The following is a 25,618-nucleotide window of genomic DNA, read 5'->3' as shown; positions in this document are numbered from 1 at the left end:
TGCTGCAGATCGTGAACGGCTACTACCGGCTGACACGGGGCAGCTTCGCCCAGTTCGGGGTTCCGCTGCCCTGCGCCGAGCGTGCTGTCGACACCGTGCTCGCGCACACACGGGACGCGCGGTTCTTCGAGCCGGAGAGCCTCAACGCCTGCAACGTCCTCGATGTCGCGCATCCGCTCTGGCTGCTGCGCCCGCAGACCGGCACCTATCGATCCGACGAGATCCGCACGCTCGCCTCGAACCTTCTCGACGCAGCGCTCGGCAACTGGGTCGACGGTGAGGGATTCGGCTTCCAGGCCCCGTCGTCGACGAGCGGACTCACCGGCCCCTCGGCACCGGGGCTTCAGGGCACCGAGATGTGGCTCTCGATCGTCTGGATTCTCGCCGACCTGCTCGGCGAGTCCGATGCCCTCGAGTACCGGCCGCGCGGCATCCATCGCCCGGAGCCGGCGCGGGGGATCCCTCTCGATGAGGCGGCATTCCCGGCACAAGAGACGCCCCTCGAAGGAAGACCATGACCGTGACATCGTCGCTTCGGACCATCCGGCTCCTCGATGACCGGCCCCCGCTCATCGAGCCGGCCATGAGCAACACCGAGGACCCGCACGAGCGGCTGCGTCTGACGAGTCGGTGGATCGAGGTCGATGGGTCACCGACGGTGCCGGTGACCGGCGAGATGCACTTCAGTCGGATCCCGCGCCGGCGGTGGGAGGAGCAGCTGCGGCTTCTCGTCGCCTCCGGACTCACCTCGGTCTCGACATACGTGTTCTGGATCCACCATGAGCGCGAACGCGGTCAGGTGCGGTTCGACGGCGACCTCGACGTCGCGGCCTTCGTCGAGACGGCGGAGCGGGTGGGCATCGACGTGATCCTTCGCATCGGCCCGTGGTGCCACGGAGAGGTCCGAAACGGCGGTCATCCGGACTGGGTGGTCTCAGCCCTCGGCGGTCGCGCACGGACGAACGATCCCGAATACCTCGCGCTGGTGCGCGACTGGTACGAACGCATCGCCGAACAGGTGCGGCCGTTCTGCGGCCCGGATCGGCCGGTGGTCGGCATCCAGCTCGAGAACGAGCTCCACGACCAGCCCGATCACATCGCCGCTCTGAAGGTCGTCGCGCAGCAGGTCGGTCTCTCGGCCCCGTTGTGGACGGCGACGGGGTGGGGCGGTGCGATGCTGCCGCCCCACGACGTCTTTCCGCTCTACAGCGGGTATGCCGACGGCTTCTGGGCGGGTCAGGGCTCGACCTGGGACGACAGCTTCCGCGATCACTTCCGGTTCACGCACGTCTGGGACGACCCGGGTGTGGGTGGCGACTTCCGCGAGGAGGGTGCCGAGATCGTCGTGCGTCCGATCGATCCCGAGTTCCCTCCGGCGACGTGCGAGCTCGGTGGAGGCATGGCGACCGCGTATCACCGGCGGCCGATCGCGCGAGGGCGGGACATCGCCGCCCTCGCCAATGTGAAGATCGGCAACGGGTCGGCGTGGCAGGGCTTCTACATGTACGCGGGAGGCGTGAACCCCGGGGACGGGCTGCAGGAGAGCCTGGCCACGGGGTACCCGAACGACCTGCCGCGCTTCGACTACGACTTCCAGGCGGCGCTCGGCGCCACGGGTCGTCCCGGCCCGAGCCTGGGCGTGCTGCGCGATCACAACGCGTTCCTCTCGGCCTTCGGCCCGTACCTCGCTGACACGTTCAGCTCTCTTCCCGACGATGCCCCCGTCGACGTGCACGACCTCGACTCGCTGCGGTGGGCGGTGCGCGGCGATGGAGCGAGCGGTTTCCTGTTCGTCAACACCCACCAGCCGCACGAGCCGCTGTCGGGCTCGACCGGTGTGCAGTTCCGCATCCCCTTCGCCGATGGCGACCTGGTGGTCCCCGACCGCCCGATCGACGTCCCGAGCGGGGTGATCGGTCGCTGGCCGCTGCGGATCGACGTCGCGGGTGTCCGCGTCGAGTGGGCGACGGCATCCGTCGCCGGAATGGTCGACGGCGAGGTGCCGACGCTGGTACTCCGTGCGCACGACGGCCTCCCCGCCAGGATGCAGCTGGCGGCGGGAACCCGCGCCCGCCTTCAGGGGGTCGAGGTGGATGCAGCGGCGCCGCTCGATCTCGACCCGGGTGATGTCCTGGTGATCGACGGTGCCCTGCGCATCCTCGTGGTCGACGAGGAGCGAGCCGAGCGGCTCTGGTACCTCGGCGCCGACCTGATCGACTCGACGGATGCCGTCTGGCGACAAGCCGGTGACCTCGTGGTGCGTGCGGACCGCGAGCCGACGGCCCTCATCTGGAGTGGCGAGGAGTTCACCCCGCTGGTCCTGCGCACCCACGCGCGGCCGGGATCGACCCGAGTGATGGTCGAGGAGCTGCGCCCCGTGGGCGATGCCCCGGCGCGCTACGGCGAATCGATGGGCAGGTCGGCAGCGCCCGACAGCGCGCAGTTCGACGACGTCGCCGGTGTCTGGCGGATCGTGCCGCCCGCGCCGCACGACCGGTCGGCGGGAGATCTCGTCGAGCTCGTCGTCGACTGGGAGGGCGATGTCGCGCAGCTTCGTGCGGACGGCGTCGTGATCGGGGATCGCTTCTGGGACGGCCTGACCTGGCGCATCGACGTCACCGAACTCGCTCCCGGTGCGGATCTCACCCTGCACATCGCGCCGATCGCGGCCCACAGCGTCATCGATCTCGACGCATCCGTGCGCGAGCGCGTCGATGCGGCGGGGCGCCTCGGGGCTGTCGTCCGCATCGATCGAGTCGTGTCGTCGCGCTGGACGTCAGAGCGCTGACTCCACGACGACAGGGTCATGCGCCCAGCCGAGAAGGCGCAGTGCCGCGCGGGCCGGGGAGGGCCGGGCCCGTTGCCACGCCCTGCGACTCCCTGTGAGACTGGGGCGATGACCGACGGACTCGAGTTCCCCCGCCATGTCTTCGATGCGCTCGGCGCGGATCCCATCGCGTGGGAAGACCGCATCGGCGGTGCGATCCGGGTGGTCGAGAAGCGGCCGGCCGGGGGCCCGATCACGATCATGACCTCGGGCGCCTCGCTGATGCCCACCGACTCGGGCGAGCGCGTCGAGCTGGCGGTCGAGGTGCTCGACGGCCAGCAGGGTGCCGCGCGCGTGGCGCTCGGGATCGTGTGCGACGACATGGCGACGAACCGGCGGGTGCCCCCGGTCGGTGCCCCGTGGCGCAACAGCGAGCCGTTCCTCACCGGCACTCGGATCTCGGCGATCATGGTGACGCCCTCGCGCTGGGGCGCGTCGTTCGACGAGGTCCGCGCCGATGACGGAACGGTGGTCGGGCATGTCCGCACGCTCCGGATGCTCACGGATGCCGAGGCCGGCTTCGCCTCGGCGAAGGGGTGGGACGCCCTGGTCGCGGAGGCGGGGTCGGTGGATGCTCTGCTGGACGTCACGCGCGACGACGCCGCCTCGTCTCCGGGGATCGCGGGCAATGCCCCCGTCTTCCTGTCGAAGCTGCATGCCGAGCATCCGCCCCGCTGGATCACGTTCACGGGCAGCGACCTGCAGTCGGTCACGGGGCTCGAGTCCGAGGAGTACATGAACGACTCCGCGAATCACGAGATATGGTCGGTCGACTCGCTCGTCGCCCGCTTCCCGTGGGTCGCGACCTTCGTGCGCGAGGCGAAGTCCGGCCAGACCGGGCTGTTCACCGACGCCTCCGGGGCATACGTCCTCGAAGACGACTAGCCGCGTCTCCGCGCGTCACGCGGTCAGATCGAGAAGCGGACGCCGGCCATGTGCTCTGCGGCGGACCACAGCTCGGCCCCCACGTCGACCGAGCGCACCTGCTCGCTCGCGGTGACCCGCTTGGGCGCTCCGCGGAACTCGAGCAGACCTCCGGGGCCCCAGTAGTCGCCGCCGGTGGCGTCTGCCGCGACGGCCGCATGCACGATCGGTGCGGCTCCGGCATCCTTTCCCTGCACGAGCGCGCGACTCAGCGAGGCGAACGCCCGCGTCGCACCGGAGACGTCGGCGAGTCCGTCGCGATGCGGAGTGAGCGGGTCCACGGCGTAGCCGGGGTGCGCGCACAGCGCCGAGCGCGCCGTGCCCCGCCAGCGGCGGTTGAGCTCGAAGGCGAAGGCCATGAGCGCTGCTTTCGAGCGGCCGTACTGACGCAGGGAGGCTCCGGTCCACGGCTGTGAGAGCGTCGCGGGATCGATCTCCGCGAAGCGGTGAGCGAGCGAGCCGACCGCCACGACCCGGGCATCGTCGGCGAGCACGTGCCCGAGCTGTGCGAGCAGGGCGAAGTGCCCGACGAAGTTCGTGCCCACCATCAGATCCAGTCCGTCGGTGGTGCGCGCGTCGCGATCCGCCGCCTTGACCCCCGCGTTGCAGATCACCGCGTCGACGCGCTCAACGAGCGAGGCGGCTGCTGCTCGGATGCTCGTGAGAGAGCCGAGATCGACCGAGAGGACGCCGAGGTCCGCGCCCGGCGCATGAGCGCGGATCGATGAGGCGGCGACCTCTGCGCGCTCGGTCGACCGGCATCCGAGCAGCACCCGTGCACCGTGCGCGGCGAGGATCTCGGCGCACCAGTAGCCGATGCCGGCGTTCGCCCCGGTGACGAGGATCGTGCGGCCGTGGGGGTCGGGGATTCCCGTCGCGGAGGAGGTCATGTCCTCCAACCTATGTGGCGTTAAAGGGGGCCTCGACAGAATTCTCCGACGGATCTGTGACGAATCCGTGCCGCCGCACGTCCTATCCATGAGCGACCAACACACGCTCCCGGTGAGGCCATCAGGTCTCGCAACCGGAACCCCGTGAGACGAAGGAACCGTCATGGCAACTCAGGATCAGAACACCTCCGCCAGCCCCGCCGAGAAGGAACTGGCCCAGACTTCCGCCGCACCGAAGCCGGCAGCGTCCACCTCGCGCGTGGACCGCTCCTCCAGCTTCTCGACGTCGCGGATCCCCGCCGACTCGGATGCCGCGGGCAAGACCACCATCGCCGACGGCGTCGTGGCCAAGGTCGCCGGCATCGCCGCCCGTGAGGTCGCCGGCGTGTACGCGCTCGGTGGCGGTGGAGCACGCGCCTTCGGCGCTATCCGCGACGTGATCAACGCCACCGACCTCTCGCAGGGCGTCAAGGTCGAGGTCGGCGAGACGCAGGCCGCCGCAGACCTGACCATCGTCGTCGAGTACCCCGCGCCCATCCAAGAGGTCGCGAACAACGTCCGCGCCGCCGTCGCCGGAGCGATCAGCCGCCTGGTCGGCCTCGAGGTCGTCGAGGTCAACGTCGAGGTCAACGACGTGCACGTGCCCGGCGACGACAGCAACGAGAACGAGGAGTCGCGCGTCTCATGACCCCCACCACCACGGGTGCCCTGATCGGCGCCCTCCTCGCCCTCGCGGCGCTGATGTTCGGATTCTGGGGCTTCCTGCTCATGGCTCTGTTCGCCGGCATCGGGGCGCTCATCGGTCGGATCGCGTCCGGCAAGCTCGACGTCCGCGGTCTCGCGGACGCCTTCACCGGGCGGCGCACCTCCTGATGCGCGCCGACCAGCACTTCGCCGCCGGTGGCGGCCCCGTCGGGGCCGCCACCGAGGCCACCGTCCCTGGTCGCGTCGACGTGAAAGAGCGCGTCTACCGCACGGTCACCGAACAGGCGTCCGCAACCCTGATCGGTGTCCCGCGCGGTGACGTGAAGGTCGACGTGACCGAACACCCCGGCGGGATCGCGGTGCGCATCGCCACACCGCTTCCCGTTCCCGATCTCGACGACAACGTCGCGATCTCCCAGAGCGTCCCCGTGCTCGATCGGGCCCGCCAGCTGCAGGAGCAGCTGCAGCGGAACCTGACCGACGTCCTCGGACGCGACGTCACCCGCATCACCCTCACCATCACCGGTGCGACCATCCCCGAGAGGAGACGAGTGCGATGAGCACCCCTGTTCTTCGTCGCGTCGTCCGACGCGAGACGCATTCACCGCGTACCGTCGCGATGTTCGTGGCGGTCATCCTCCTCATCCTCGCCCTGGCCTACATCGGGCTCGAGATCGTGCTGAGCCTCGCGGCCCAGCCCGCGCTCCTGCTCGGTCCCGCCGCGGCCGGCGGATGGATCGTGGGTCTGCCCACCGCGCAGCCGGCCGGACTCGTGATCGCCGGCAGCGTCGTGCTCGCCCTGATCGGGATCGTCTTCCTCGTACTCGCCCTGACGCCTGGGCGCCTGTCGAAGCACACCCTCGAAGCGGGTGACCGGGCCGTCGTCGTCGACAACGGCGTGATCGCCAGCGCTCTCGCCCAGCACCTCTCGGAGGAGACGGGCCTCGCCCGCGACAACATCACCGTGGGTGTCGGCCACCGCGGAGTCGACGTCACCGTGCGCCCGGGCGCCGGGATCCCGCTCGACAAGAATGCGGTGCAGTCCGCCGCCGAAGCCGAGCTGCAGACGTACCGACTCACCAGAAGCGTCCGCACCCGGGTGCGCATCGAGCGCCCCACCGAGCAGGAGGACGAGCTGTGAACAACACCAACCGTGCACTGAACCGCACACTGCTGCTGATCATCGGACTGCTGTTCCTGGGCCTCGGCGCAGTCGGCATCGCGATCATGAGCTGGCCCACCGCGACGGACATCTGGACGTCGGCCGGTGAGAACGCCCGCTCGTGGCTCGACCAGGCGATCGCCGCCACCGCCATCGCGGGCGGCGGCCTCTCATGGATCGGAATCGGCGCCGTCGCGGCGATCCTCGTGGTCGTCGTGCTTCTGATCCTCGCGCTCACCAGCATCGCCGGGCGTCGTTCGAAGACGGCGTTCCGCTCGACGGGTGCGCAGAACCCGCTCGGTCGGGTCACCGTCACCGAGTCCTTCGTGTCGGATGCCGTGAAGAACTCGCTCGCGACGCGGGACGAGATCCTCTCGGCGCAGGTCACGGCGAACGACATCCGAAACACTCCCGTGCTGCACGTGGCGGTCACGCCGCGGCAGAACACCGACCCGCGCGAGCTCGTCGATCACGTCGACCGGCTGCTCACCAACCTCGCCACGCTGACCGGCCGTGACACCGAGACCTACGTCTCGATCCACACCGGACTCCGTGCGCGTCTCGCCCACGACCAGCGTCGACTGTCGTGAACACCGGCCGTCGCCCTCACTCTCAGGAAGCAGGAACCAGCATCATGCGAAACAAGATCCTCTTCATCGGCGCCGTGGCTTTCGTCGCCTACATCCTGGGCAGCCGGTCGGCGACCGTGCAGGTGAACAAGGGCGAGTCGGTCCGGCATCAGCTCGTACGGATGTGGAACGACCCCAAGGCGAAGAAGGAACGCGCCAAGACCGCCAAGAAGGCGGCCAAGGCTGCGGAGAAGGCGCTCGATCGGGTGCGCCGCTGACACCCGTCCACACACTTATCGTCGGTCGCGAAGAGCAACGGCGATAAGACGTCGGGAATCCTCCCGAAGTCAACGATCACCCTCACGAAAGGAGCTCCTCATGGGACTCGACGACAAGATCAAGAACGCCGCTCAGGACATCGCCGGCAAGGCGAAGGAAGCGATCGGCAACGCGACCGACAACGACAAGCTCGCCGCCGAAGGCAAGGCCGACCAGGTCAAGGCCGACGCGAAGAAGGCCGGCGAGAACGTCAAGGACGCTTTCAAGAAGTAACACTCCGGCGCGGGCGGGTGGAGGGTGATTCACACCTCCACCCGCCCGTTGCTGTGCGCGCGGTAGTCGGCGTGAGACGATGCCGGGATGGATGCCGGGAAGGATGCCGCTGCGGAGGAGGAACTGCGGGAGCTTCGGGCTCGCGCGTACGGCCCTCACGCCGACATCGCGACGGACCCGGCTGCCCTCCGCCGGCTGCAGGAGCTCGAGTCGTCGCGTGCTGCGTCGCCCGCCCGACTCAGAGAGGGAGGGGCGATCGCTCTCGACGCCCCCGATGCCGCCGCCGAGTTGCGTCTCGTGATCCCTGCTGCCGATGAGTCCCGCGCGAGCGACGAGCTGCTCGATCGACTGGGTGACGATTCGCTCTGGGGCGACCCCGTCGCGCACGATGAGCCGTCAGAGGACGCCGACTGGCGGTCACGTCTCGCGAGCTGGCGGACGCCGTTGTGGGTGGCATCGGTCGTGGCAGCCGCTGCCGTGGCCGCCGCCGTGACGTTCGCGCTGACGTCGATCCCGTCGGTCTCGTCATCGGCAGACGCGCCGCAGATCGAGACCCTCGAACTGTCGCGCACCGGAGCCGTGCCCCCGGGGTGGTTCGGGGCGGAGACCGACGTCGCCGCCGCCGAGTTCTTCGGCCTGACCGTCTTCGAGAGCCCGGGGTGGGTCTCGGAATCGGGCGACCGGTCGTCGGAGAACCGCTGCATCTCGGTCGTCAGGACGGTCGATGTGCCGGACGAGGGCTCGAACGACGGATCGTCGTACTCGAGCGGGCCGATGTACGCGGCATGCAGCATCGGTGCGTTCCCGGCTGAGGTCGAGGTGCTGATCGACGCGGAGATGCCGGCACAGCTGATCGAGCGCTATCCCTCGGGCGTCGCGCTCCAGTTCGTGCTCGACGGCGACCGTGTCGGCGTCTTCCTCGACAGCGATGAGGGGTAGCGGGGTCGGCCGCGCCTCAGCGGTGCGCCCCCACCACGGCCCCCACCGCAGCACCCACGCGCGGCACCCCGGCATACCCAGGGCGGATGAACCACGACGGCAGCGCTCGCCGCAGGTGACTCGGGCCCGTCGTCGTGGCGTCGTCCGCGAGCAGCAGCGTCGTCCACTCGATGTCGCCGCGCCAGAACCGGGTCAGGGAGCGCAGTGAGCAGCGCACCTCGATCGCGACTTCGTAACCGGGGTCGGCGTCGCACACGTCGGCATCCCCGTCGTGGATGACCAGCCACCACCGACGCCGCGCCGGACTCGCGTCCGTGAAGTGCAGGGCGATCACCGTGCGTGCATCGGGAACGGACTCGTGGTCGATGTTGCGGTGCATGTCCCAGAGCAGCAGCTTGGGGTCGAGATCGGCGTCGCCGAGTTCGCCGATCCACCGAACGCCCCAGGCCGAGAGCTGCTCGACGACGGGCCGCAGCTCGGCGCCCGCCGGTGTGAGCACGTATCGCACGTCGGTGCCCTGGGCGATGCGCTCGATCAGTCCCGCGCGCTGCAGCTGGTCGAGCCGATGAGACAGCAGCGTGGGTGACATGCGGGGGAGGCCCCGGCGAAGGTCGTTGAAGTGCTCGGTGCCGAGCAGCAGCTCTCGCAGCAGGAGCATCGTCCACCGCTCGTCCAGCAGCTCCATCGCCTTGGCGACGGGGCAGAACTGGTAATACGGGGCGCCCACGAGGCTCACGATAGACCCGGTACAGATCCGATACTAGAGCGGTCTGCGGGGGCTTCGTAGCGTGAGGGGCACAAGGCAGAGGAGCCCATCATGAACAGCACGACAGACCTTCAGACCGATGCGGATCGCGCGTTGAAGGCGAAGCATAGGATCGTCTGGGCGCTCGGCGACTATGCCGCCGTCGCGCGTGAGGTGATCCCCGAACTCGGCAGGGTTCTCGTCGCCGAAAGCGGCGTCAGGCCCGGTGAACGGGTGCTCGATGTGGCCGCCGGCACGGGCAACGCGTCGATCGCGGCCGCGCGTACGGGAGCATCCGTGGTCGCCAGCGACCTCACGCCCGAGCTGCTCGAGATCGGACGCGCCGATGCCGCGCGTCAGGGCGTAGAGCTCACCTTCGAAGAGGCGGATGCCGAGGCGCTGCCCTACGCCGACGACTCGTTCGACGCGGTGCTCTCGTGCGTCGGCGTCATGTTCGCACCGCACCACGAGGTCGCGGCCGGCGAACTGACCCGGGTCGTGCGCCCGGGTGGCCGTCTGGCACTGATCAACTGGACCCCCGAGGGTTTCGTCGGTCAGCTGTTCGCCACGCTGAAGCAGTTCGTCCCCGCACCTCCCGCAGGAGTGCAGCCGCCACCGCTCTGGGGCAGCGAGGACCACGTGCGCGAGCTGCTCGGAGACCGCGTGACCGATCTGACGATGGAGCGTCGGCGGCTGTCGGTCGACAGATTCGGGTCCGGCGCTGCGTTCCGGGACTTCTTCCGGGACTTCTACGGACCCACGGCGGCGGCCTACCGCGGGATCGGCGACGACGATGAACGGCGCGGCGAGTTGGATGACGCTCTGGCCGCGCTCGGCGACCGCCACCTCGACGGCGGCGCGATGGACTGGGAGTACCTGCTGGTGACCGCGACCGTGAAGTGAGCGCCGCACGGGGGGCGCGCCGAGTGCGTCAGCCGAGCGGGTTGTCCGCCAGCTTGCGGACGACGCCGCCCTCGACCAGCCGGTGCGCCGCGGTGTGCGGCTTGCGTGCGGCCTGGTCGACGACGCCTGTGCCGAACTCCTGAGCGAGGTCGAGACGCGGGTACACGTCGAGCACCTCGCGGATGAAGGCATCGGGAAGAGCGTCGGGTCGAGCGCCGGAGATGTCGAGACCGGTCGCGATCTCGAGCAGGTATCCCTCGATGTCGAGGTCGGGATCGACGGCCGGCCAGTTGTGGCGCACGATCACCTCGAGCGCCCGCTGACCCCGACGCTGGTCCCATCCCGCACCGCGGGTGAGCGCGACAGCCACGTGCCCTCCGGACTCCTCATACGAGCGGAAGACGTTGTCGAACTCGGGCGCCAGGCCGATGTCGTGCAGCACGGCGGCGACGTACAGGAGTTCGTGGTCGATGTCCGTCCGATCCTCGACGACCGCGAACGCCTCGGCCCACAGCCACGACCGCAGCACGTGATTCAGCATGCTCGGCGAGTGATACTGCGTCGCGAGAGACAGAGCGGCGCGGGCGGCGGCCGTGTCCGGCTGCGCGAACGAGGCGAGTGTCAGGTGGGCGGGCGTCGCGTTCTCACTCATGCCGGTCAGCGTATCGCTGAGGCCGCTCACGACGAGAACGGCGGATGACACTCGGATGACAGAATGACGGAATGCGGCTGCACACGGCGACCTCCGGCTCAGGCGAGCACCATGTCGGTCTGATCCACGGGCTCGGCGCCGACGGCACGACGTGGCAGCCGTTGATCGATCTGATGCTCGCCACGGGGCGATACACCGTGACGACGGTCGATCTCCGGGGGCACGGGCGCAGCGACCGCGCGTCGTCGTACACGCTGGGCGAATTCGCCGACGACGTCGTGGAGTCGCTGCCGCAGGGGCTGCACAGCGTCGTCGGACACTCGCTGGGTGGTGCGGTGCTCGTCCGTGCGGTCGAACGGCTCCGCCCTGCGCGTGCGATCTACCTCGACCCCGGGTTCGGCCTCGCGCTTCCCACCGCTGGCCTCGCCGGCCGCGCCTTCTGGGCGGTTCCGGCGCTCACTCTGGGGGTCGTCGGTGCACGGCAGGCGCGTCGCAGCGCGTCGCAGCGCGCTGTCTACTCCGAGAGCATCCGGGAGTCGATGAAGGAGAGCCAGCGGCGCTTCGACTCGAAGATGGCGATCGGCGTGTTCCGCGAGATCGCGTTCCACCCGGTCGCGATCGCAGCTCCCGCGGTGCCGTCGACGATCGTGCTCTCCGACGAGTCGCCCGCCGTGCTGTCCGATGAGATGGCGGCCGGGCTCGAGCGCGAAGGCTGGGGCATCCGTCGGATCTCCGGCATCCATCACGACATGCACCTGGAAGATCCCGAGCGGGTGTTCGGAGTCCTCGAGGACGTGCTCTGAGCCCTCGCCTAGGGTGAGGGGGTGCAGCCCTCGACCCGCCCCGACTCGGCCGTGCGCACGCGGCGCCGACGGCTTCTGATCGCGGCCGTCCTGGTCATCGTGGTCGGCCTCGCCGTGCACCTGATCGGCAGCGGCCCGGTGGCGGACTTCGCCGGCGACGCGCTCTACGCCGTGATGATCTACCTCGTCATCGCCATCGTGTTCGCGCGCGTCGCCTCCTGGGTCGTCGGCGCGGCCGCAGTAGTCGTCTGCACCCTGATCGAGGTGTTCCAGCTCACCGGTCTCCCCGGAGTGTGGGCACACGCGTTCTGGCCCGTGCGACTAGTGCTGGGTGCCGGCTTCGACGCGCGCGACCTCATCGCCTATGCGGTGGGCGCCGCACTGGCAACCGTGTGCGATCTGATTCTCAGGCGGCGGAGGGCTCCTGCGTGACGTCGGCGCGACGCTGGCCTGCGGCAGAGAGTACAGAGAGTTCCCCACGAGCGGGCACCCGGTCTCTAGCGGTCGTTCGATGACGAGGTCCGGGCCTTGCTGTCCGGAACCGCCGGAACCCGCTGGGCTCAGACGGTGCTTTGCGACGGTTCTTCGTCCGCCGCCTTCTGCCGCGATCTGACTGCGGCGAACGCTGCCGACCACGCTGCACCTACTCCGGCGGCCATCGCGCTGGCTGCCGTCATGTGCGCGCCGGACTCCGTCATGGCCGATACGACGAACCACACCACGGCAACGCCGATTCCTACGATGGCTCCGACGGAGATCAGCCTGAATGTCGTGCGCAGCCGTCGAGTTCGGTACGGATCGGTTGCCCTGTTCTGGTGCATGATCCGATCAAACCGTCCGAGTCCCGCGAGGGCATCCCCCTCGCGGGGGACCTGGGGGATGACATGGGAAGCGCGCTTCGTTCCCGAGCATCAAGGATTGAAGCGCGCCAACCCCTACGCGGCGCTCTCGCGCACGGCAGGCCGGGTGAGACGCGGGATCAGCGACGGCGTGTTCTCGCGGTACGCGATGTAGTCGGCGCGGTCGCCCCACTTCTTCTCGGCACGTGCTTCGAGAAGGGGGATGCCGCTGACTCGCGTGAGCAGCAGGATCACGAAGAGGGGCGACAGGATCGCGACCCACTGCCATCCGGCGAGCACGGGTGCAGCGGTGAGGAAGACGCCCACCCAGAGCACGATCTCACCGAAGTAGTTGGGGTGGCGCGAGCGCGACCACAGGCCGGTGCGGATGAACTCGTCCTTGTGGGCCGGGTCTGCACGGAACGCCGACTTCTGCGCGTCGGCGACGATCTCGATCACCAGGCCGAGCGCCCACACGATGATGCCCACGATCGTCAGCCATCCGATGGGGGCCCGCGCACCGGCATCCGTGCTGATCGCGATCCACGCCGCGGCTGCCGTGATCGACACCCACGCGCCCTGGATCACCCACACCTGCAGGAAGCGCACGGGGGAGCCCTTGATCTCGTCGAAGCGTCCGTCGGACCCGGCCTTGTGCACGCGCATGGCGAGGAACGATCCGAGGCGCGCGGCCCACAGGATCACCATCGCCGCGAGGATCCAGCTGCGGGCGTCGGGCATGGGAGTCAGCAGCACGAGGGCCACGGAGATCGCCAGGAACGTGAGGCTGCCGGTGAGGTCGAAGAACCGCTCGGTGCGCAGGATCATCGCCGGGATGAAGGCGAGGATCTGGATCGCGTACGCCGCGGCGACGGCCAGGGCGAACAGCGGGATGCCGCCCAGCGTCGCACCTCCCTGACTGCCGGCGAGTGCGACGAGCGCCCCGATGACGAGTGCGACGATGATCGCGATGAGCGAGGCGCGCGAGGACTTGGGCTTCGTGGGGGTGGGGGAGGACATCGTGTTCTTTCCGGTTCTCAGAGGTACAGGTCTTCGACGGTGGCGCCGGCGCGATCGAGAACCACGCTCCGCTTGAGCTTCATGGTGGGCGTGACCAGGCCGCGGTCTTCGAGGTCGGCGAAGACCACGCTGAAGCGACGCACCTGTTCACTGCGTGCCACGAGCGCGTTCGCGGCGTCGACGGCACGCTGCAGGTGGGTGCGAAGCGCGGGGTCGGTGACCTCGCGGATGTCGGGCTGGGTGACGGCGGGGATGATGGTGCCCTGCGCGTCCGCCCATGCCAGGGTCTGCTCGGGGTCGAGCACGAGCAGCGCCGAGAGGTACGGCTTTCCCTCGCCCACCATCACGGCGTGCGAGACGAGCGGATCCGCTTCGACGGCACTCTCCCAGCGGGTCGGCACGATCGTCTTCCCGTTGGAGGTCACGATCACATCCTTGAGGCGGCCCTCGAGGATCAGCCTGCCCTGGTCGTCGAGACGCCCGAGATCGCCGGTGCGGAAGAAACCGTCCACGAAGGCACCCTCGTCGTGGGCCGGATTGCGGTATCCGCCGAAGACACCGAGGCCTCGGGCGAGCACTTCGCCCTCGTCGCTGATGCGCACCGTGAGCCCCGGCAGGGGAGAGCCGACACTGCCGGAGGAGATGCGACCGGGCAGGTTGCCGGTGAGGGGTGCCGTCGTCTCGGTGAGGCCATAGCCCTCGATGACGGGGACCCCGATGCCGCGGAAGAAGAGCGAGAGCTCGGTGTCGAGCGCTGCTCCACCCGACAGGATGTAGCCGACGCGTCCGCCCATCACGGTGCGCAGGCGCCGGTAGAAGAGCGCGTCGAAGAAGCGGTGACGCAGGATGAGCCCGCGGTCCCTCGGCACACGGCGGCCGGCGTCGACGCGCTCGGCACGGCGGCCCCAGGCGATGGCCGTCGAGCGGGCCTTCGCCCACACCGCCGAGAGCTTCTTCTCGGCGGCCTTGTCGCCTGCGGCCGCCTGGATCTTCTGCAGCACGCGTGGCACGACGACCAGGAACGTCGGGCGCAGCGTGTCGAGGGTGGCGACGACCGTCGACGGGTCGGACAGGTGCGCGATGCGCATGCCGCTGGCCAGGCAGATCAGCTGCAGCCCGCGCGCCAGCACATGGGCGAGCGGCAAGAAGATGACGGTGTTCCCGCTCTCGTTCACGATCTCGTGGTACGCGGCGGCGATGTTGAGAACCTGCCCGAGGAAGTTCCGATGAGTGAGCACGACGCCCTTGGGATCACCGGTGGTGCCCGAGGTGTAGACGATCGTCGCGGGGTCGTCCTGCGAGGCCGACGTCCTGCGCGCCTCGAGCTCCTCGTCGGAGACATCGACGCCGCGCGCGACCAGGTCGATGAGAGCGCTGGGCGACGCGACATCCATCGTCCAGGCACCGAGCGTGACCGCATCCGTCTTCACGAGTGCCGCCTGCAGAAGGGCCGCATGCTCCATGGTGCCGCCGATCGCGAGACGTACCCCGGCATCCGCGACGATCGCGTCGACCTGGGATGCAGAGGAGGTCTCGTAGATCGGCACGACGACCGCGCCGGCGAACCAGGACGCGAGGTCGGCGACGGCCCATTCGTAGCGCGTCGGCGCCATGATCGCGATGGGGTCCCCGGCCTGGATGCCCGAGGCGATGAAGCCCTTCGCCAGGGCGCGCACCTCGTCATAGAACGCCTGCGTCGTGATCGGTCGCCAGGGTGCTGCGGCATCCGCTCCCGCGACCTCGAAGGCGACGTGATCAGGAGCGGCGGCGACGCGTGCCACGAGCAGGTCGGTGACGTTGCGGTACCCGTCGAGGTCTGCACGCGGCGGGGTCGATGACTCGATCATCGGGGCTCCTCTCGGGCGCGCGGAAACGGGCCCATCAGTTGCTGTTCGGAGCCGAAGAGGAAACGGATGGGAGAAGAGTCACCCTATCTTCGCCCGTAGTCTGAGTCGGAGAGCTCGATGGGTGCCTCAGAGACAGGGGATCGAACCGGTGACGACGACTTCGACGACGGGTAGTTCGCCGACGACGCCTGCGGCAGGGCGCGGCCGACGCGTCTGGATCACGGTGGGGGCAGTCGTGCTGGCGGTCGGTGGCTATCTGACCGCGGCAGCGATGGTGTCCAACTCCAGCGATCCGTCGGAGGCAGTGCGCTCGTACCTCACGGCGATCGCCGACGGCGATGCATCCACCGCCGCGCAGATCGTCGACCCCGACGCATCCGGTACCGACGCGACCTACCTGACCGATGACGTGCTCGGCGCCGCCACCGAGCGCATCGAGGTGGTGTCTGTCACGACGACCACGCGGGAGGGCGACACCGCGGAGGTGACGGCGGTGATGGAACTCGCCTCACAGACCTTCACCCATACGTTCACGATGACGAGAGATGCGGGTGCCTACTGGCTGCTGCAGTCGGGGTGGCGCGCAGACGCGCCGCTGACGGTCGAGGCGACCGTGGCCGTGCGGGACAGCATCTCCCTCACGGGTGTGGAGCAGGTCGATCTCGCCGGGACCGAACTCGAGCTTGCAGTGAAAGATGTCGCCGGAGTGTCTGCGAACTCCCGGTCGGAGCCGGTGCAGGTGTATCCCGCCGTCTACGAGGTGACCGGCCCAGACCTGGGTGAGTATTTCGCCGTCGCACCCGATGAGCTGGCAGCCATCCCGCCGACAGCGACGGCCGAACTCTCGGTGGCGGCGACAGAGGCGCTGCAGACGGCTCTGCTGGATGCGGCGAGCGTCCAAGCAGACGCCTGTGTCGAACCCGGAACCTCGGTGGATGCCGTCTGCCCTCTGCTCTTGAGGCAACAGGACCCATCGACGACCGGGGTCATCCAGGCGCCGTACAACGTCACCTTTCGCACCGACCACCGCTTCATGGTCGACGTCATCTTCTGGTACCGCCCGGAGGGAGGAACCTCGTCGGGGACCGGCACGACCGATTACACGACCGATCTCATCGGCACATACACGGTGGACGGCGACGACGTGACGGTCGAGTTCATCCCCTGGGACGGCCTCTGACAGCTCGGGAAGTCACATGTGGAGGGGCTGACGGGAATCGAACCCGCGCTATCTGCTTGGGAAGCAGAAGTTCTGCCATTGAACTACAGCCCCGCACCTGCATCCGAAGAGCAGGTGACGCCAGCCTACCCGTCTGATCCGTCATGGCCAAAGTGTCGGCGGCATGCGGCAACTAGGCTGGGGCCGTGCTTCTCAGCGACCGCGACATCAGAGCAGAACTCGCATCCGGCCACATCGGACTGGATCCGCACGAGCCGGAGATGATCCAGCCGTCGAGCATCGACGTGCGCCTGGACCGCTACTTCCGCCTCTTCGACAACCACAAGTACCCGTTCATCGACCCGTCGGTCGATCAGCCGGAGCTCACGCGGCTGATCGAGGTCGACCCCGACGAGCCGTTCATCCTGCACCCCGGCGAGTTCGCGCTCGGTGCGACCTTCGAGCAGGTCTCGCTGGCGGATGACATCGCAGCGCGCCTCGAGGGCAAGTCGTCGCTCGGTCGCCTCGGCCTCATCACGCACTCGACCGCCGGGTTCATCGACCCGGGCTTCACGGGACATGTCACGCTCGAGCTCGCGAACGTCGCGACGCTGCCGATCAAGCTGTGGCCGGGAATGAAGATCGGCCAGCTGTGCTTCTTCCGGCTGACATCACCGGCCGAGAACCCGTACGGCTCAGGTCCCTACGGCAACCGCTACCAGGGGCAGCGTGGGCCGACGGCATCCCGGTCGTTCCAGAACTTCCACAAGACGGACGTCGGCACGACCGACGTCGGAGCCGTAGGGGGCTGACATGAGCGGTGACAGCAGAGATCCGTACGACCCGTCGGAGGATGCTGTCATCCCGCCGCCTCCGTTCGAGAGCGCGATTCCGGATGCGGTGATTCCGCCGCCTCCGCCGGAGTCGTCGGTTCCGGATGTCGTGATCCCGCCGCCTCCCCCCGAGGCGATGCTTCCGGCCACCCGCCGGACTCGGCCGAAGCCGGCGATCCTCACGGGCGACCAGCCCGCCCCCGTCGCTGACGACTGGGCTCAACCGTCGGTCGCCCCCGAGGTTCCGACGTCCGGCGGATACCGCGCGCTGACCTTCGTGATCTTCACGTTCCTCCTGCTGCTCCTCGCCGCGGCGATCATCGGCGCGATCTACCTCGGGGTCACGACCTTCGGGCTGTCGGCCGTCGACTCCTCCTCGATCGCAGCCGCTGCGACATCCTGGACCGGTTGACGTGGGGGACCTCACCTACGACCCCGAGGTCGACGCGGCCTACGCCACGATCGGGCGGCCGATCCGGCCCGGCGAGGCGGCGCGGCAGGTGCCTGTGGCGTTGCCCGACGGTGTGTCCGGCGAACTCATCCTCGATTTCGATCGCGACGGTCATCTGCTCGGGGTCGAGATCCTCGGCGCATCAGGGCTGCTCCGGCCGGAGGATGTCCGCGGTCAGTGAGGCAGCAGGGTCGCGACCGGGCCTCTTCTGATCCCGCGTCGTTCACCCGCGCGCACGCAGAATGGCCCCGCCTGACCGGGGTCAGGCGGGGCGTTCCGGTGATCGGATGCGGTCAGGCGTCGCGACCGCGGGAGAACCCGGCGTCGAAGCCGCGCTCGTAGGCGTGCTGCGCCGCGCGGGCGGTGCGGTGGTCCCCGCGGTTGTGGCCGTGGCCGTGGCCGGGACCGAAGCCGTGGCCGTGGTGGTGGCCGGGACCGAAGCCGTGGCCGTCGCCGTGCCCGTGGCCGCCGCGCTCGTCGGCGTAGCGGTCGTGCCCGCGGTGTCCGCGGTGCGCGCAGGCGCGGTCGGCGAAGGCGGAGTCGGCGCCGAACTCGGCATCCGCACCGTGCTCATGCCCGTGCTCGCGCCCGTGCTCGTGACCCGGACCGAAGCCCGAGCCGAAGTCGCGACCGCGTCCGAACGGGCGGCCGTGACGACGGCCGAAGCCGGGGCCGAAGCCGTGTCCGGGGCCGAAGTCGTGTCCGAACCCGCGAGGGCCGAAGCCCTGGCGACGGCCGCGTCCACGGGGAAGAGGGGCCTCCTCGTCCCAGCCGAATGCGCGGGCGATCTGCTCGAGCGAGGCGAGGGTGGTGGCGAGCTCCTCAGGGCTCACGGCGTCGGTGACCTTCGCGCGGATGCCGTCGACGATGCCGCCGAGGCGTTCCTTGGCGGCGCGACCGTCGTCGGTGAGCATCCAGCCGTCGCCATCGGCGACGACCCATCCGCGCTCGACGAGGTCGTGCAGCTTGTGGGCGTTCAGCGGGCGGCGCGCGGGCGCCGTGCCGTCGATCACGTTGAGGATCCGCCAGTCGCGGCGGCTCGCCTGCTCGCCATCGAAGGCCGAGGCGAACTCGGCGGCCATCAGGCGGTCGACCGCCTTGATCCAGAAGCCGAACGGGCGGGGAGTGCTGTCTGTGTTCTGAGTGTCAGAGGTGTTCATGAGTGATTCCTTAGATGTCATGAAGCATGTGATTGTCACTATGCATGTATATGTAGTGTGACATGCAGTTCTGATGCATGTCAAGTCGCATGTAAAATCGTGGGGTGAGCGCCGAAGAGAACGACCCCGCCGAGGCCATCGCCCGCGCCCTGTCCCGTCTGCGCGGACGCCGTCCGGGCGAACGCGGTCGCGGCCCCCGCGGAATGGGTGGCCCCCACGGCTGGCATGGCGGTCCTCATCCTGATCATTTCGAGCAGGGTGGTCACGATCATGGCCATGGTCACGCGCACTCGGGGCATCCCGGCATGCCGCCGTGGATGAACGACCCGTCCGGCCGCTTCGGAGGACCGGCCCGGATGCGGATGCTCGAAGCGCTCGCCGCGGCTGCCACGCCCTTGAGCGTGAGCGACCTCGGAGCGGCGATCGGCGTCGATCAGCCGCGCGCCTCGCGACTCGTGCAGCAGGGGGTCGCGCACGGTTTTGTAAGACGCGAGGCGGATCCTGACGATGCGCGGCGCACGCGCATCGCGCTGACGGACGAGGGTCGAAAGGTCGCTCGAGGCATGCGGGGCGAGCGACGTGAAGCACTCGGCAAGGCGCTCGCGGCGTTCACCGAAGACGAGCGCGAGCAGCTCGCGAACCTGCTGAACAAGCTCGCTGACAACTGGGAGAGCTGAGCGCTCGATCGGCGTCTCGCTGGCGCTCGTGGCGTTCGTGATCGGCATTCCGGAACGCTGCTCCGGTGTTCCGGAATATGCTTCTGATCTGGTCGAAAAGCGGCTGACTCTGCGCGTCGAATGTCGGTGGCCCCGAGTTGGATGGAGGCATGTCATCCCGCACTCGCACCCTTGTCGATCAGGTCGTCGCCGACCTCGATCGGGTGCTGTCCGACGATGCGCTCGCGGGGCTGTCCGACGCGGAACGGGTAGAGGTGCTGCAGGCGGCCGGCGCGGCGTTCCGGCGGGTGGAGGCCGTGGTGGTCGAGACGATCGCCTCGACGGATGCGGTGGACTTCCCGCATTCCACGGGCTGCCGCACGCCGAACGAACTGCTGCAGCGCACCCTGCTGACAGACGTGCGCGGGGCGTCACGGTTCGAGAAGGTCATCGCCCTGATCCGACGGAACGTGAACCTGGTGTCCGGCGATCGACTGCCCGCGCGGTGGCCGGCGTTGCGAGAGGCGATGCTCGACGGTGCGATCGGAGTCGCGGGGATGCTCGCGGCGACCGAGCCGCTCGAGAAGGTGTCGTATCGCCTCAGCGTCGATGATCGGCTCGAGGCCGACATGTGCCTCGCCCGGGCGGCACGGGGCATCAGACCTGATCCTGAGGGCGGCCCCGATGACGAGGTTCAGGGTCCGGCGCCCACTCTCGAAGAGCTGAAGCTGCTTGCCGAGACGCTGGTCGCGCTGCTCGACCCCGACGGAGACGAACCCGGCGACGAGCCCACCCGTCGACGAGGCATCACCCTCGGGCGGGTGCGTGACGGATTACGCTCGATCAAGGGGTATCTGACGCCCGAGGTCGCGGCGCAGTTGGAGCTGATCCTCGACGCGCAGAACAACCCCAAGGGCGACGGTCCGCCGAAGCCGGGCGTGGTGTTCACGCAGGGGGAGGGTGATGCCGACGAGCGCGGTGACGACGAGCGCGACGCCGAAGATGGTGACGCCGAAGAAGATCCGTTCAACGCGGATCCGCGCAACGTGATCGACGGCCGCACGGCCGCGCAGAAGCGGCACGATGCTCTTGCCGCGGCACTGGCGATCGCTGCACGCCACCGGGACATGCCCACGCTCGGCGGTGCGGGTCCGGTACTGGTCGTGACGGTCGATGCGAAGGACCTCGAGAGCAACACCGGGCGCGCGAGTGTCAGCGGTGCCTGGGGGCCGCTGCCTGTGAGCGTCGCCTCGCACGTCGGGTGCTCGGGAACGATCCAACGGGTTCTGATGGATGAGGGGCGGATCATCGGGATCACGACCACCGACCGCGTGTTCACGGTGCATCAACGCCGGGCAATCGTCGCCCGTGACAGAGAATGTCTGATCCCCGGATGTCACGTTCCGGCGTCGTGGTGTGAGTCCATCACGTAGTGGAGTACGCGAGGGGTGGGCCGACGCATACGGATAACGGTGTGCCGTTGTGCTGGTGGCACCACCGATCCCTCGGCACCTCCGGGTGGGAGATTCGGATGGACGACGGTCTCCCGCAGGTGCGGGGTCCGAGATGGTGGGATCCCGAACAGCGATGGCGTACCCCGCGACTCAGCGTTCCAGCGCGGGCGCAAGCGCAAGCGCGAGCGAACGCGCAAGCGAAAGCGAATGCGCAAGCACCGCCTGTCTTCACGCAGGCCCGGTGATGCGGCTACTGCTGTGCGCTTGCGTCTGCACTCGCGCGCTCGCCTTCGGCCTCACCGAAGACGAGCGAGTCCTCGTCGTCGACGGAGAGGGACAGAACCACGGTCTCGACGACCTCGTGCGCCTCGATCTGCTGCTCGATCTCGCGCAGGCGTCGGGCGACATCGTGCTCCTGGGCATCGCCGGCCAGGTCGACCTCGGCGACGATGAACAGCCGGTTCGGTCCGACGTACTCGATGTGCAGGTAGGTGAGGCGCTGGATCTGCGGCGAACCGAGCAGCGCGCGGCCCACGCGGTCACGCAGCTGCGGCGACGCGTTCGAGCCGACGAGGAACGCGATGTTGCGCCCGATCAGGATGATCGCCACGACACCGAGCAGGATTCCCACGAGGATCGATCCCACCGCATCCCAGGCGGCGACCCCGGTGATCTGATGCATCGCGATCGCCCCGGCGGCGAGGACGAGACCGATCAGGGCGGCCATGTCCTCGAAGAACACCGCGCGCAACGTCGTGTCGCTGGTGTCGAGCACATAGTCCCAGGTCGACGATCCGCGCTCACGCGCGAGCCGTCGCGACTTCACCATCGCCTGTGTGAACGACGCGCCCTCCAGCACGAACGCGATGCCGAGCACCGTGTATGCGACGGCGGGACTCTCGACAGGTCCGGTCTCCGACAGCTCCTGCACGCCATGCATGATCGACACGATCGACCCTGCGGTGAAGATCCCGAACGCGGCGATCAGCGACCAGACGAACGCCGCACGACCGTACCCGAGCGGATGCCGCTCGTCCTTCGCGCGGGCGCCACGGCGATCGGCGATGAGGAGGAAGATCTCGTTGCCGGCATCCGCCCACGAGTGCGCAGCCTCCGCCACCATCGACGCCGACGACGTGAGCACCGCCGCGACGGTCTTGGCGATCGCGACGAGGATGTTGGCGAGAAAAGCGATGATGACCGTCACGCGGTCAGGCTACTCCTCGCCGCCCGCTCAGACGTTCTGCGTCGCCTTCACCGGCAGCAACAGCAGGAAGCCCGCGATCAGCACGATCACGATGCCGAGGATGCCGTAGGACGTCGACCCCGAGAGCACGATCAGCAGCGTCCATGCGCCGGATGCCATCCAGCTCGCCGCCCGCCCCGTCGTGGCGTAGAGGCCGAAGATCTCTCCCTCGCGCCCGGCCGGGGTGATGCGGGCGAGGAACGACCGCGACGCCGCCTGGGCGGGGCCGACGAACGCGCAGAGCAGCAGTCCGCCGATCCAGAACACGATCGTGCCCCCATCCACCAGGAAGAACACGGCGAGGCCCGCGATCACCATGGATGCGAGGGAGATGAGGATGATCCGCTTCGGGCCGAAGCGGTCGTCGTAGCGTCCGGCGATGATCGTCGAGACTCCGGCGATGAGGTTCGCCGCGATGCCGAAGATCACCAGGTCGAGGAACTCGAAGTCGAAGACCTGGCTGGCGATGACCGCGCCGAACGCGAAGACGCCGCCGAGTCCGTCGCGGAACACCGCGCTCGACAGCAGGAACCAGAACGTCTGACGGGTCTCGGGATTGCGGTACAGGCCCGTGACGTCTTTCACGAGCAGCCCGTACGACGCGAAGAAGCCGACCTTGCGCTCGGGGCGGCCGAGCGAGGGCTCCGGCACGTTGAGGAAGATCGGGATGGAGAAGACGATCGCCCAGATCGCGCAGCCGACGGCGATGATGCGGAACGGCAGGCCGCCGTCCTCGGGCAGACCGAACCAGTCGAGCATGTAGAAGACGACGACGAGGACGAGCGCGATGATGCCGCCGATGTACCCGAAGCCCCAGCCGAGGCCCGAGATGCGTCCGACGGTCTTCGGGTTCGCGATGCCGATGAGCATCGCGTTCGAGTTCACGGCGGCGATCTCGCCGAACACGGAGCCGGCCGAGATCAATGCGACGCCGAGCCAGAACAGCGCCGGCGTCGGCTCGACGAACCACAGGCCGAACATGCAGGCGATGAGCGCGCCGGTGCCGATTCCGAGCCAGAGCTTCTGACGCCCCGCGGCGTCCGCCCGCTGGCCGAGCACCGGCGCGATCAGGAGGATCGCGATCCCGGCGATCGTCGACCCGAGGCCGAGACCCGAGGCGAGGTCCGCCTCGGCGGTTTCGCGGATCGGGTCCTTCGCGTCGAGTCCCGCGACCGACGCAGGCAGGAACGCCTCGGTCGTGAGGTACAGGGCGGTGAAGATGAAGGTGAGGATGACGGTGTTGAAGGGCTGCGTCGCCCAGTCCCACAGCGCCCACGAGTAGACCTGCTTCTTGGGGGCCGGTGTCTCGCCGCGCAGGTCGAGGCCGATGACTCCGACCGCGCCGCTGTTGGCCGTCGCAGCGGGCTCGGGCACCGCGCCGCTCTGCGGGGATTCGCTCATGCTCGAAGTCTGGCGGCGTGGGGTGAACGGACGGTGACGGCGCGCCGCGCGGCGGTCTCGGCTCCTCGGGTACCCCTCACCCCTTCGGGTACCGTCGAGGCATGTCGACGACGCCGGAGGTGCCTCGCGTCGTCCGTCGCGCCCCGCCTCGCACCGTCGTCCTGTTCGAGGGCCGCAGCGACAGCCTCGCTTTCATCGCCCTGGCGCGACGTCGGAGCCTCATGATCGAAGCCCTCGAGCTGGTCGACCTCGACGGAATCACCAACCTCCGCAAGACTCTGGCCGCGCTGCGGGCGGAGTCGGATGCTCCGCGCATACTCGGTCTTTACGACGCGGCCGAGGGCGACTACGTCGCGAAGATCCTCGTGGATGTCGGTGTCATCGCCGACGGCGCTGCTCCGAGCGCAGCCGGCTTCTACGGCTGCGAACTCGACCTCGAAGACGAGGTGATCGCGGCGGCCGGTCCTGAACTGGTGCTGGACACGCTGGCGGCTCGGGGCGAGCTCGCCCGATTCCAGGTGTTCCGGGGGCAGCCGGCCCAGCGCGAGCGCACCATCGACGAGCAGCTGCATCGCTTCGCGGGCACCGCCGCCGGCAGGAAGGCCCGCTTCTCGGCCGACGTGATCGATGCGCTGCCGCTCGAGCGGATGCCGCGGCCCCTCGACGATCTGCTCGACGCGGCCCTGCAGCCGTCTGACCTGCCTCCTGGCTGAGCGTCACGCATACGACGCGGCAAGCATCTCGGCGAACAGCTCCTCAGCGTCCCGCTCGACGCGGCGGCGGGTGAACCAGTCGCAGATGTTGACGCAGTCACGGTGCAGCAGGTCAAGGCCCTGCGGGTTCGCGATGATGTCGACGATCTGCGGCAGGTCGATCACCCGCACCCGGCCGTCGTGCACGAGCAGGTTGTAGGGCGAGAGGTCGCCGTGCGCGAAGCCGGCCGCGGCGAAGATGCGCATCAGGTCGACGATCTGGTCGTACAGGTCGGCCAGCTCGGCCCGGTCGCTGCGCACCGCCGCCAGTCGGGGAGCGGCGACGCCCGACTCATCGCCGACGAACTCCATGAGCAGCTCGGTGCCGTTGACCTGCACGGGGTAGGGCACGGGGGCGCCGAGTTCCCACATGCGGCACAGCGCATCGAACTCGGCGAACGACCACTGCGCTGCGGCGACCGCCCTGCCGTGCTCGGACTTCTTGGCGAGCGCCCTGGTGTCGCGGGTGTTCCTGGTGCTGCGACCCTCGGTGTAGACGCCGGAGCGGTGGAAGCTGCTGTGGTCGGTGTCGCGATAACGCTTGGCGGCGAGCAGCGTGCGCTGCGCGGGGTCGTCGGGTACCGCCCGTTCGAGCAGGAACACGTCGGCCTCCTTGCCGGTCTTGAGGATGCCGAGCTCGGTGTCGAGCGCGCCGGCGCTCGTCACGACCCAGGCAGGCCACGGCAGGGGGCCGCGCTCCGACGGGGTGATCGCCGGCCAGGTGGTCCAGCGCTGGCCGTCGCCGGGTTCGACATCGGCGAACGTCGGGACGGATTCGAAGGGAGAGGCGTCGAACGCCGACGCGGTCGACGAACGGGTGGAGAGGCGGGAAGAGGATGCTTCGGAAGAAGCGAAGAGATCAGACACGGTGTGGCTCCGAGAGAGGGAGGCCACCGCGGATCAGGAGCGGGCGGCCTCGAGAGGAAGGAAGTCGGCGAGGGGCGCGACAGAGACGGCGTTCATGTCATCCACTCCTCTCGCTGAGACCTTCCGGGAGAACCCCGGTGCGTCGTCGAGCCTAGGGGGCGCGGGCCGGTGCTGTCCAGACCCGATCTGCTGCACGGCCCGGTCCGATGCTTCCTTGGCCCGGTCCGGACGAATGGTCGGATGCCGTGGACGCCGCGTCGGG

The 25,618-nt window shown here is 69.0% G+C and carries 30 protein-coding genes and 1 tRNA gene; 20 read left to right on the top strand and 11 right to left on the bottom strand.

The features are described from left to right. Window positions 1-514: 514 nt before the first annotated feature. Entirely contained in the window at window positions 515-2,788 is a 2,274-nt protein-coding gene (locus RQG77_RS17935) for a beta-galactosidase (protein WP_311245952.1), read from the top strand. Between the two features lie 108 nt (window positions 2,789-2,896). Then, entirely contained in the window at window positions 2,897-3,712 is an 816-nt protein-coding gene (locus RQG77_RS17930) for a suppressor of fused domain protein (RefSeq protein WP_311245951.1), read from the top strand. A 23-nt stretch (window positions 3,713-3,735) separates the two neighbouring features. On the opposite strand, the gene RQG77_RS17925 is transcribed toward RQG77_RS17930, so the two are convergent. Next, on the bottom strand, window positions 3,736-4,641 hold the full coding sequence (locus RQG77_RS17925) for an SDR family NAD(P)-dependent oxidoreductase (protein ID WP_311245950.1): 906 nt from the start codon (window positions 4,639-4,641) through the stop codon (window positions 3,736-3,738). A 163-nt stretch (window positions 4,642-4,804) separates the two neighbouring features. On the opposite strand from RQG77_RS17925, the gene RQG77_RS17920 reads away from it, so the two are divergent. The 8 genes from RQG77_RS17920 (at window position 4,805) to RQG77_RS17885 (ending at window position 8,568) form a co-directional block, all read left to right on the top strand. After that, window positions 4,805-5,329 carry an Asp23/Gls24 family envelope stress response protein gene (locus tag RQG77_RS17920; RefSeq protein ID WP_311245949.1) on the top strand — a complete coding sequence of 175 codons (525 nt, stop codon included), beginning with the start codon at window positions 4,805-4,807 and terminating at the stop codon, window positions 5,327-5,329. After that, window positions 5,326-5,514, top strand: a complete 189-nt coding sequence (locus RQG77_RS17915; protein WP_056512003.1) for a DUF2273 domain-containing protein — start codon at window positions 5,326-5,328, stop codon at window positions 5,512-5,514. Before RQG77_RS17920 ends, RQG77_RS17915 begins: the two co-directional genes overlap by 4 nt. Further along, window positions 5,514-5,906 (top strand): hypothetical protein, encoded by a 393-nt coding sequence (locus tag RQG77_RS17910; protein WP_311245948.1) that lies wholly within the window; start codon window positions 5,514-5,516, stop codon window positions 5,904-5,906. The genes RQG77_RS17915 and RQG77_RS17910 overlap by 1 nt, the downstream gene beginning before the upstream one ends. Continuing rightward, window positions 5,903-6,487, top strand: a complete 585-nt coding sequence (locus RQG77_RS17905) for a DUF6286 domain-containing protein (protein ID WP_311245947.1) — start codon at window positions 5,903-5,905, stop codon at window positions 6,485-6,487. Before RQG77_RS17910 ends, RQG77_RS17905 begins: the two co-directional genes overlap by 4 nt. After that, a complete protein-coding gene (locus tag RQG77_RS17900; protein ID WP_311245946.1) occupies window positions 6,484-7,098 on the top strand; it encodes a hypothetical protein in 615 nt (204 codons plus the stop codon). The genes RQG77_RS17905 and RQG77_RS17900 overlap by 4 nt, the downstream gene beginning before the upstream one ends. A gap of 44 nt (window positions 7,099-7,142) precedes the next feature. Next, complete coding sequence (locus RQG77_RS17895) at window positions 7,143-7,355, top strand: hypothetical protein (RefSeq protein ID WP_311245945.1); 213 nt, start codon at window positions 7,143-7,145, stop codon at window positions 7,353-7,355. A gap of 100 nt (window positions 7,356-7,455) precedes the next feature. Further along, window positions 7,456-7,629, top strand: a complete 174-nt coding sequence (locus RQG77_RS17890; RefSeq protein WP_053098095.1) for a CsbD family protein — start codon at window positions 7,456-7,458, stop codon at window positions 7,627-7,629. An 87-nt stretch (window positions 7,630-7,716) separates the two neighbouring features. Then, window positions 7,717-8,568 (top strand): hypothetical protein, encoded by an 852-nt coding sequence (locus tag RQG77_RS17885; RefSeq protein WP_311245944.1) that lies wholly within the window; start codon window positions 7,717-7,719, stop codon window positions 8,566-8,568. Between the two features lie 16 nt (window positions 8,569-8,584). Here the strand turns inward: RQG77_RS17885 and RQG77_RS17880 are convergent, their stop codons facing one another. Continuing rightward, window positions 8,585-9,304 (bottom strand): helix-turn-helix domain-containing protein, encoded by a 720-nt coding sequence (locus tag RQG77_RS17880; RefSeq protein WP_311245943.1) that lies wholly within the window; start codon window positions 9,302-9,304, stop codon window positions 8,585-8,587. A gap of 81 nt (window positions 9,305-9,385) precedes the next feature. Between RQG77_RS17880 and RQG77_RS17875 the strand changes: the two genes are divergently transcribed. After that, the gene (locus RQG77_RS17875) at window positions 9,386-10,216 is read left to right on the top strand and encodes a methyltransferase domain-containing protein (RefSeq protein ID WP_311245942.1); all 831 of its coding nucleotides are present in this window, start codon (window positions 9,386-9,388) and stop codon (window positions 10,214-10,216) included. A gap of 28 nt (window positions 10,217-10,244) precedes the next feature. On the opposite strand, the gene RQG77_RS17870 is transcribed toward RQG77_RS17875, so the two are convergent. Continuing rightward, entirely contained in the window at window positions 10,245-10,868 is a 624-nt protein-coding gene (locus RQG77_RS17870) for an HD domain-containing protein (protein WP_311245941.1), read from the bottom strand. 71 nt (window positions 10,869-10,939) lie between these two features. Here RQG77_RS17870 and RQG77_RS17865 point away from each other — a divergent pair, with 71 nt between their 5' ends. After that, a complete protein-coding gene (locus RQG77_RS17865) occupies window positions 10,940-11,671 on the top strand; it encodes an alpha/beta hydrolase (RefSeq protein ID WP_311245940.1) in 732 nt (243 codons plus the stop codon). Between the two features lie 21 nt (window positions 11,672-11,692). After that, window positions 11,693-12,103, top strand: a complete 411-nt coding sequence (locus RQG77_RS17860; protein WP_311245939.1) for a DUF2809 domain-containing protein — start codon at window positions 11,693-11,695, stop codon at window positions 12,101-12,103. Window positions 12,104-12,231: 128 nt separating this feature from the next. Here the strand turns inward: RQG77_RS17860 and RQG77_RS17855 are convergent, their stop codons facing one another. From RQG77_RS17855 to RQG77_RS17845, 3 genes are all read right to left on the bottom strand, one after another. Next, entirely contained in the window at window positions 12,232-12,492 is a 261-nt protein-coding gene (locus RQG77_RS17855; RefSeq protein ID WP_311245938.1) for a hypothetical protein, read from the bottom strand. Between the two features lie 114 nt (window positions 12,493-12,606). Next, window positions 12,607-13,530 (bottom strand): DUF1295 domain-containing protein, encoded by a 924-nt coding sequence (locus RQG77_RS17850; RefSeq protein ID WP_311245937.1) that lies wholly within the window; start codon window positions 13,528-13,530, stop codon window positions 12,607-12,609. Window positions 13,531-13,547: 17 nt separating this feature from the next. Then, window positions 13,548-15,377 (bottom strand): AMP-dependent synthetase/ligase, encoded by a 1,830-nt coding sequence (locus RQG77_RS17845; RefSeq protein ID WP_311245936.1) that lies wholly within the window; start codon window positions 15,375-15,377, stop codon window positions 13,548-13,550. Window positions 15,378-15,525: 148 nt separating this feature from the next. On the opposite strand from RQG77_RS17845, the gene RQG77_RS17840 reads away from it, so the two are divergent. Then, window positions 15,526-16,557, top strand: a complete 1,032-nt coding sequence (locus tag RQG77_RS17840) for a hypothetical protein (protein ID WP_311245935.1) — start codon at window positions 15,526-15,528, stop codon at window positions 16,555-16,557. Between the two features lie 19 nt (window positions 16,558-16,576). Here the strand turns inward: RQG77_RS17840 and RQG77_RS17835 are convergent. Then, window positions 16,577-16,650: transfer RNA gene (locus tag RQG77_RS17835), tRNA-Gly, on the bottom strand. Window positions 16,651-16,742: 92 nt separating this feature from the next. On the opposite strand from RQG77_RS17835, the gene dcd reads away from it, so the two are divergent. The 3 genes from dcd to RQG77_RS17820 are packed head-to-tail and all read left to right on the top strand — an operon-like array spanning window position 16,743 to window position 18,001. Beyond that, window positions 16,743-17,348, top strand: a complete 606-nt coding sequence (gene dcd / locus RQG77_RS17830; protein ID WP_042536862.1) for a dCTP deaminase — start codon at window positions 16,743-16,745, stop codon at window positions 17,346-17,348. 1 nt (window position 17,349) lies between these two features. Then, window positions 17,350-17,781, top strand: coding sequence for a hypothetical protein (locus tag RQG77_RS17825; RefSeq protein WP_311245934.1), 432 nt, complete (start codon window positions 17,350-17,352; stop codon window positions 17,779-17,781). 1 nt (window position 17,782) lies between these two features. Continuing rightward, a complete protein-coding gene (locus RQG77_RS17820) occupies window positions 17,783-18,001 on the top strand; it encodes a DUF2283 domain-containing protein (protein WP_311245933.1) in 219 nt (72 codons plus the stop codon). Between the two features lie 112 nt (window positions 18,002-18,113). On the opposite strand, the gene RQG77_RS17815 is transcribed toward RQG77_RS17820, so the two are convergent. After that, window positions 18,114-18,980 (bottom strand): hypothetical protein, encoded by an 867-nt coding sequence (locus RQG77_RS17815; RefSeq protein ID WP_311245932.1) that lies wholly within the window; start codon window positions 18,978-18,980, stop codon window positions 18,114-18,116. A gap of 104 nt (window positions 18,981-19,084) precedes the next feature. Here RQG77_RS17815 and RQG77_RS17810 point away from each other — a divergent pair, with 104 nt between their 5' ends. Together RQG77_RS17810 and RQG77_RS17805 are read left to right on the top strand one after the other, a co-directional pair. Further along, window positions 19,085-19,657 (top strand): MarR family winged helix-turn-helix transcriptional regulator, encoded by a 573-nt coding sequence (locus RQG77_RS17810; protein WP_311245931.1) that lies wholly within the window; start codon window positions 19,085-19,087, stop codon window positions 19,655-19,657. A 149-nt stretch (window positions 19,658-19,806) separates the two neighbouring features. Then, window positions 19,807-21,069 carry a DUF222 domain-containing protein gene (locus tag RQG77_RS17805; protein WP_311245930.1) on the top strand — a complete coding sequence of 421 codons (1,263 nt, stop codon included), beginning with the start codon at window positions 19,807-19,809 and terminating at the stop codon, window positions 21,067-21,069. 271 nt (window positions 21,070-21,340) lie between these two features. Here RQG77_RS17805 and RQG77_RS17800 read toward each other — a convergent pair whose 3' ends face one another. Further along, on the bottom strand, window positions 21,341-22,297 hold the full coding sequence (locus tag RQG77_RS17800; protein ID WP_311245929.1) for a cation diffusion facilitator family transporter: 957 nt from the start codon (window positions 22,295-22,297) through the stop codon (window positions 21,341-21,343). Between the two features lie 27 nt (window positions 22,298-22,324). Beyond that, window positions 22,325-23,737: an MFS transporter gene (locus RQG77_RS17795; protein WP_311245928.1), complete on the bottom strand. Its 1,413-nt coding sequence runs from the start codon at window positions 23,735-23,737 to the stop codon at window positions 22,325-22,327. Between the two features lie 101 nt (window positions 23,738-23,838). Between RQG77_RS17795 and RQG77_RS17790 the strand changes: the two genes are divergently transcribed. Next, window positions 23,839-24,450 (top strand): ATP-dependent endonuclease, encoded by a 612-nt coding sequence (locus RQG77_RS17790; RefSeq protein ID WP_311245927.1) that lies wholly within the window; start codon window positions 23,839-23,841, stop codon window positions 24,448-24,450. A 3-nt stretch (window positions 24,451-24,453) separates the two neighbouring features. On the opposite strand, the gene RQG77_RS17785 is transcribed toward RQG77_RS17790, so the two are convergent. Next, window positions 24,454-25,356, bottom strand: a complete 903-nt coding sequence (locus RQG77_RS17785; RefSeq protein ID WP_311245926.1) for an RIO1 family regulatory kinase/ATPase — start codon at window positions 25,354-25,356, stop codon at window positions 24,454-24,456. Window positions 25,357-25,618: the final 262 nt, after the last annotated feature.

The organism is Microbacterium sp. WCS2018Hpa-23 (assembly GCF_031843845.1).
Classification (GTDB): domain Bacteria; phylum Actinomycetota; class Actinomycetes; order Actinomycetales; family Microbacteriaceae; genus Microbacterium.
This window is presented reverse-complemented; position numbering and strand designations above follow the sequence as displayed.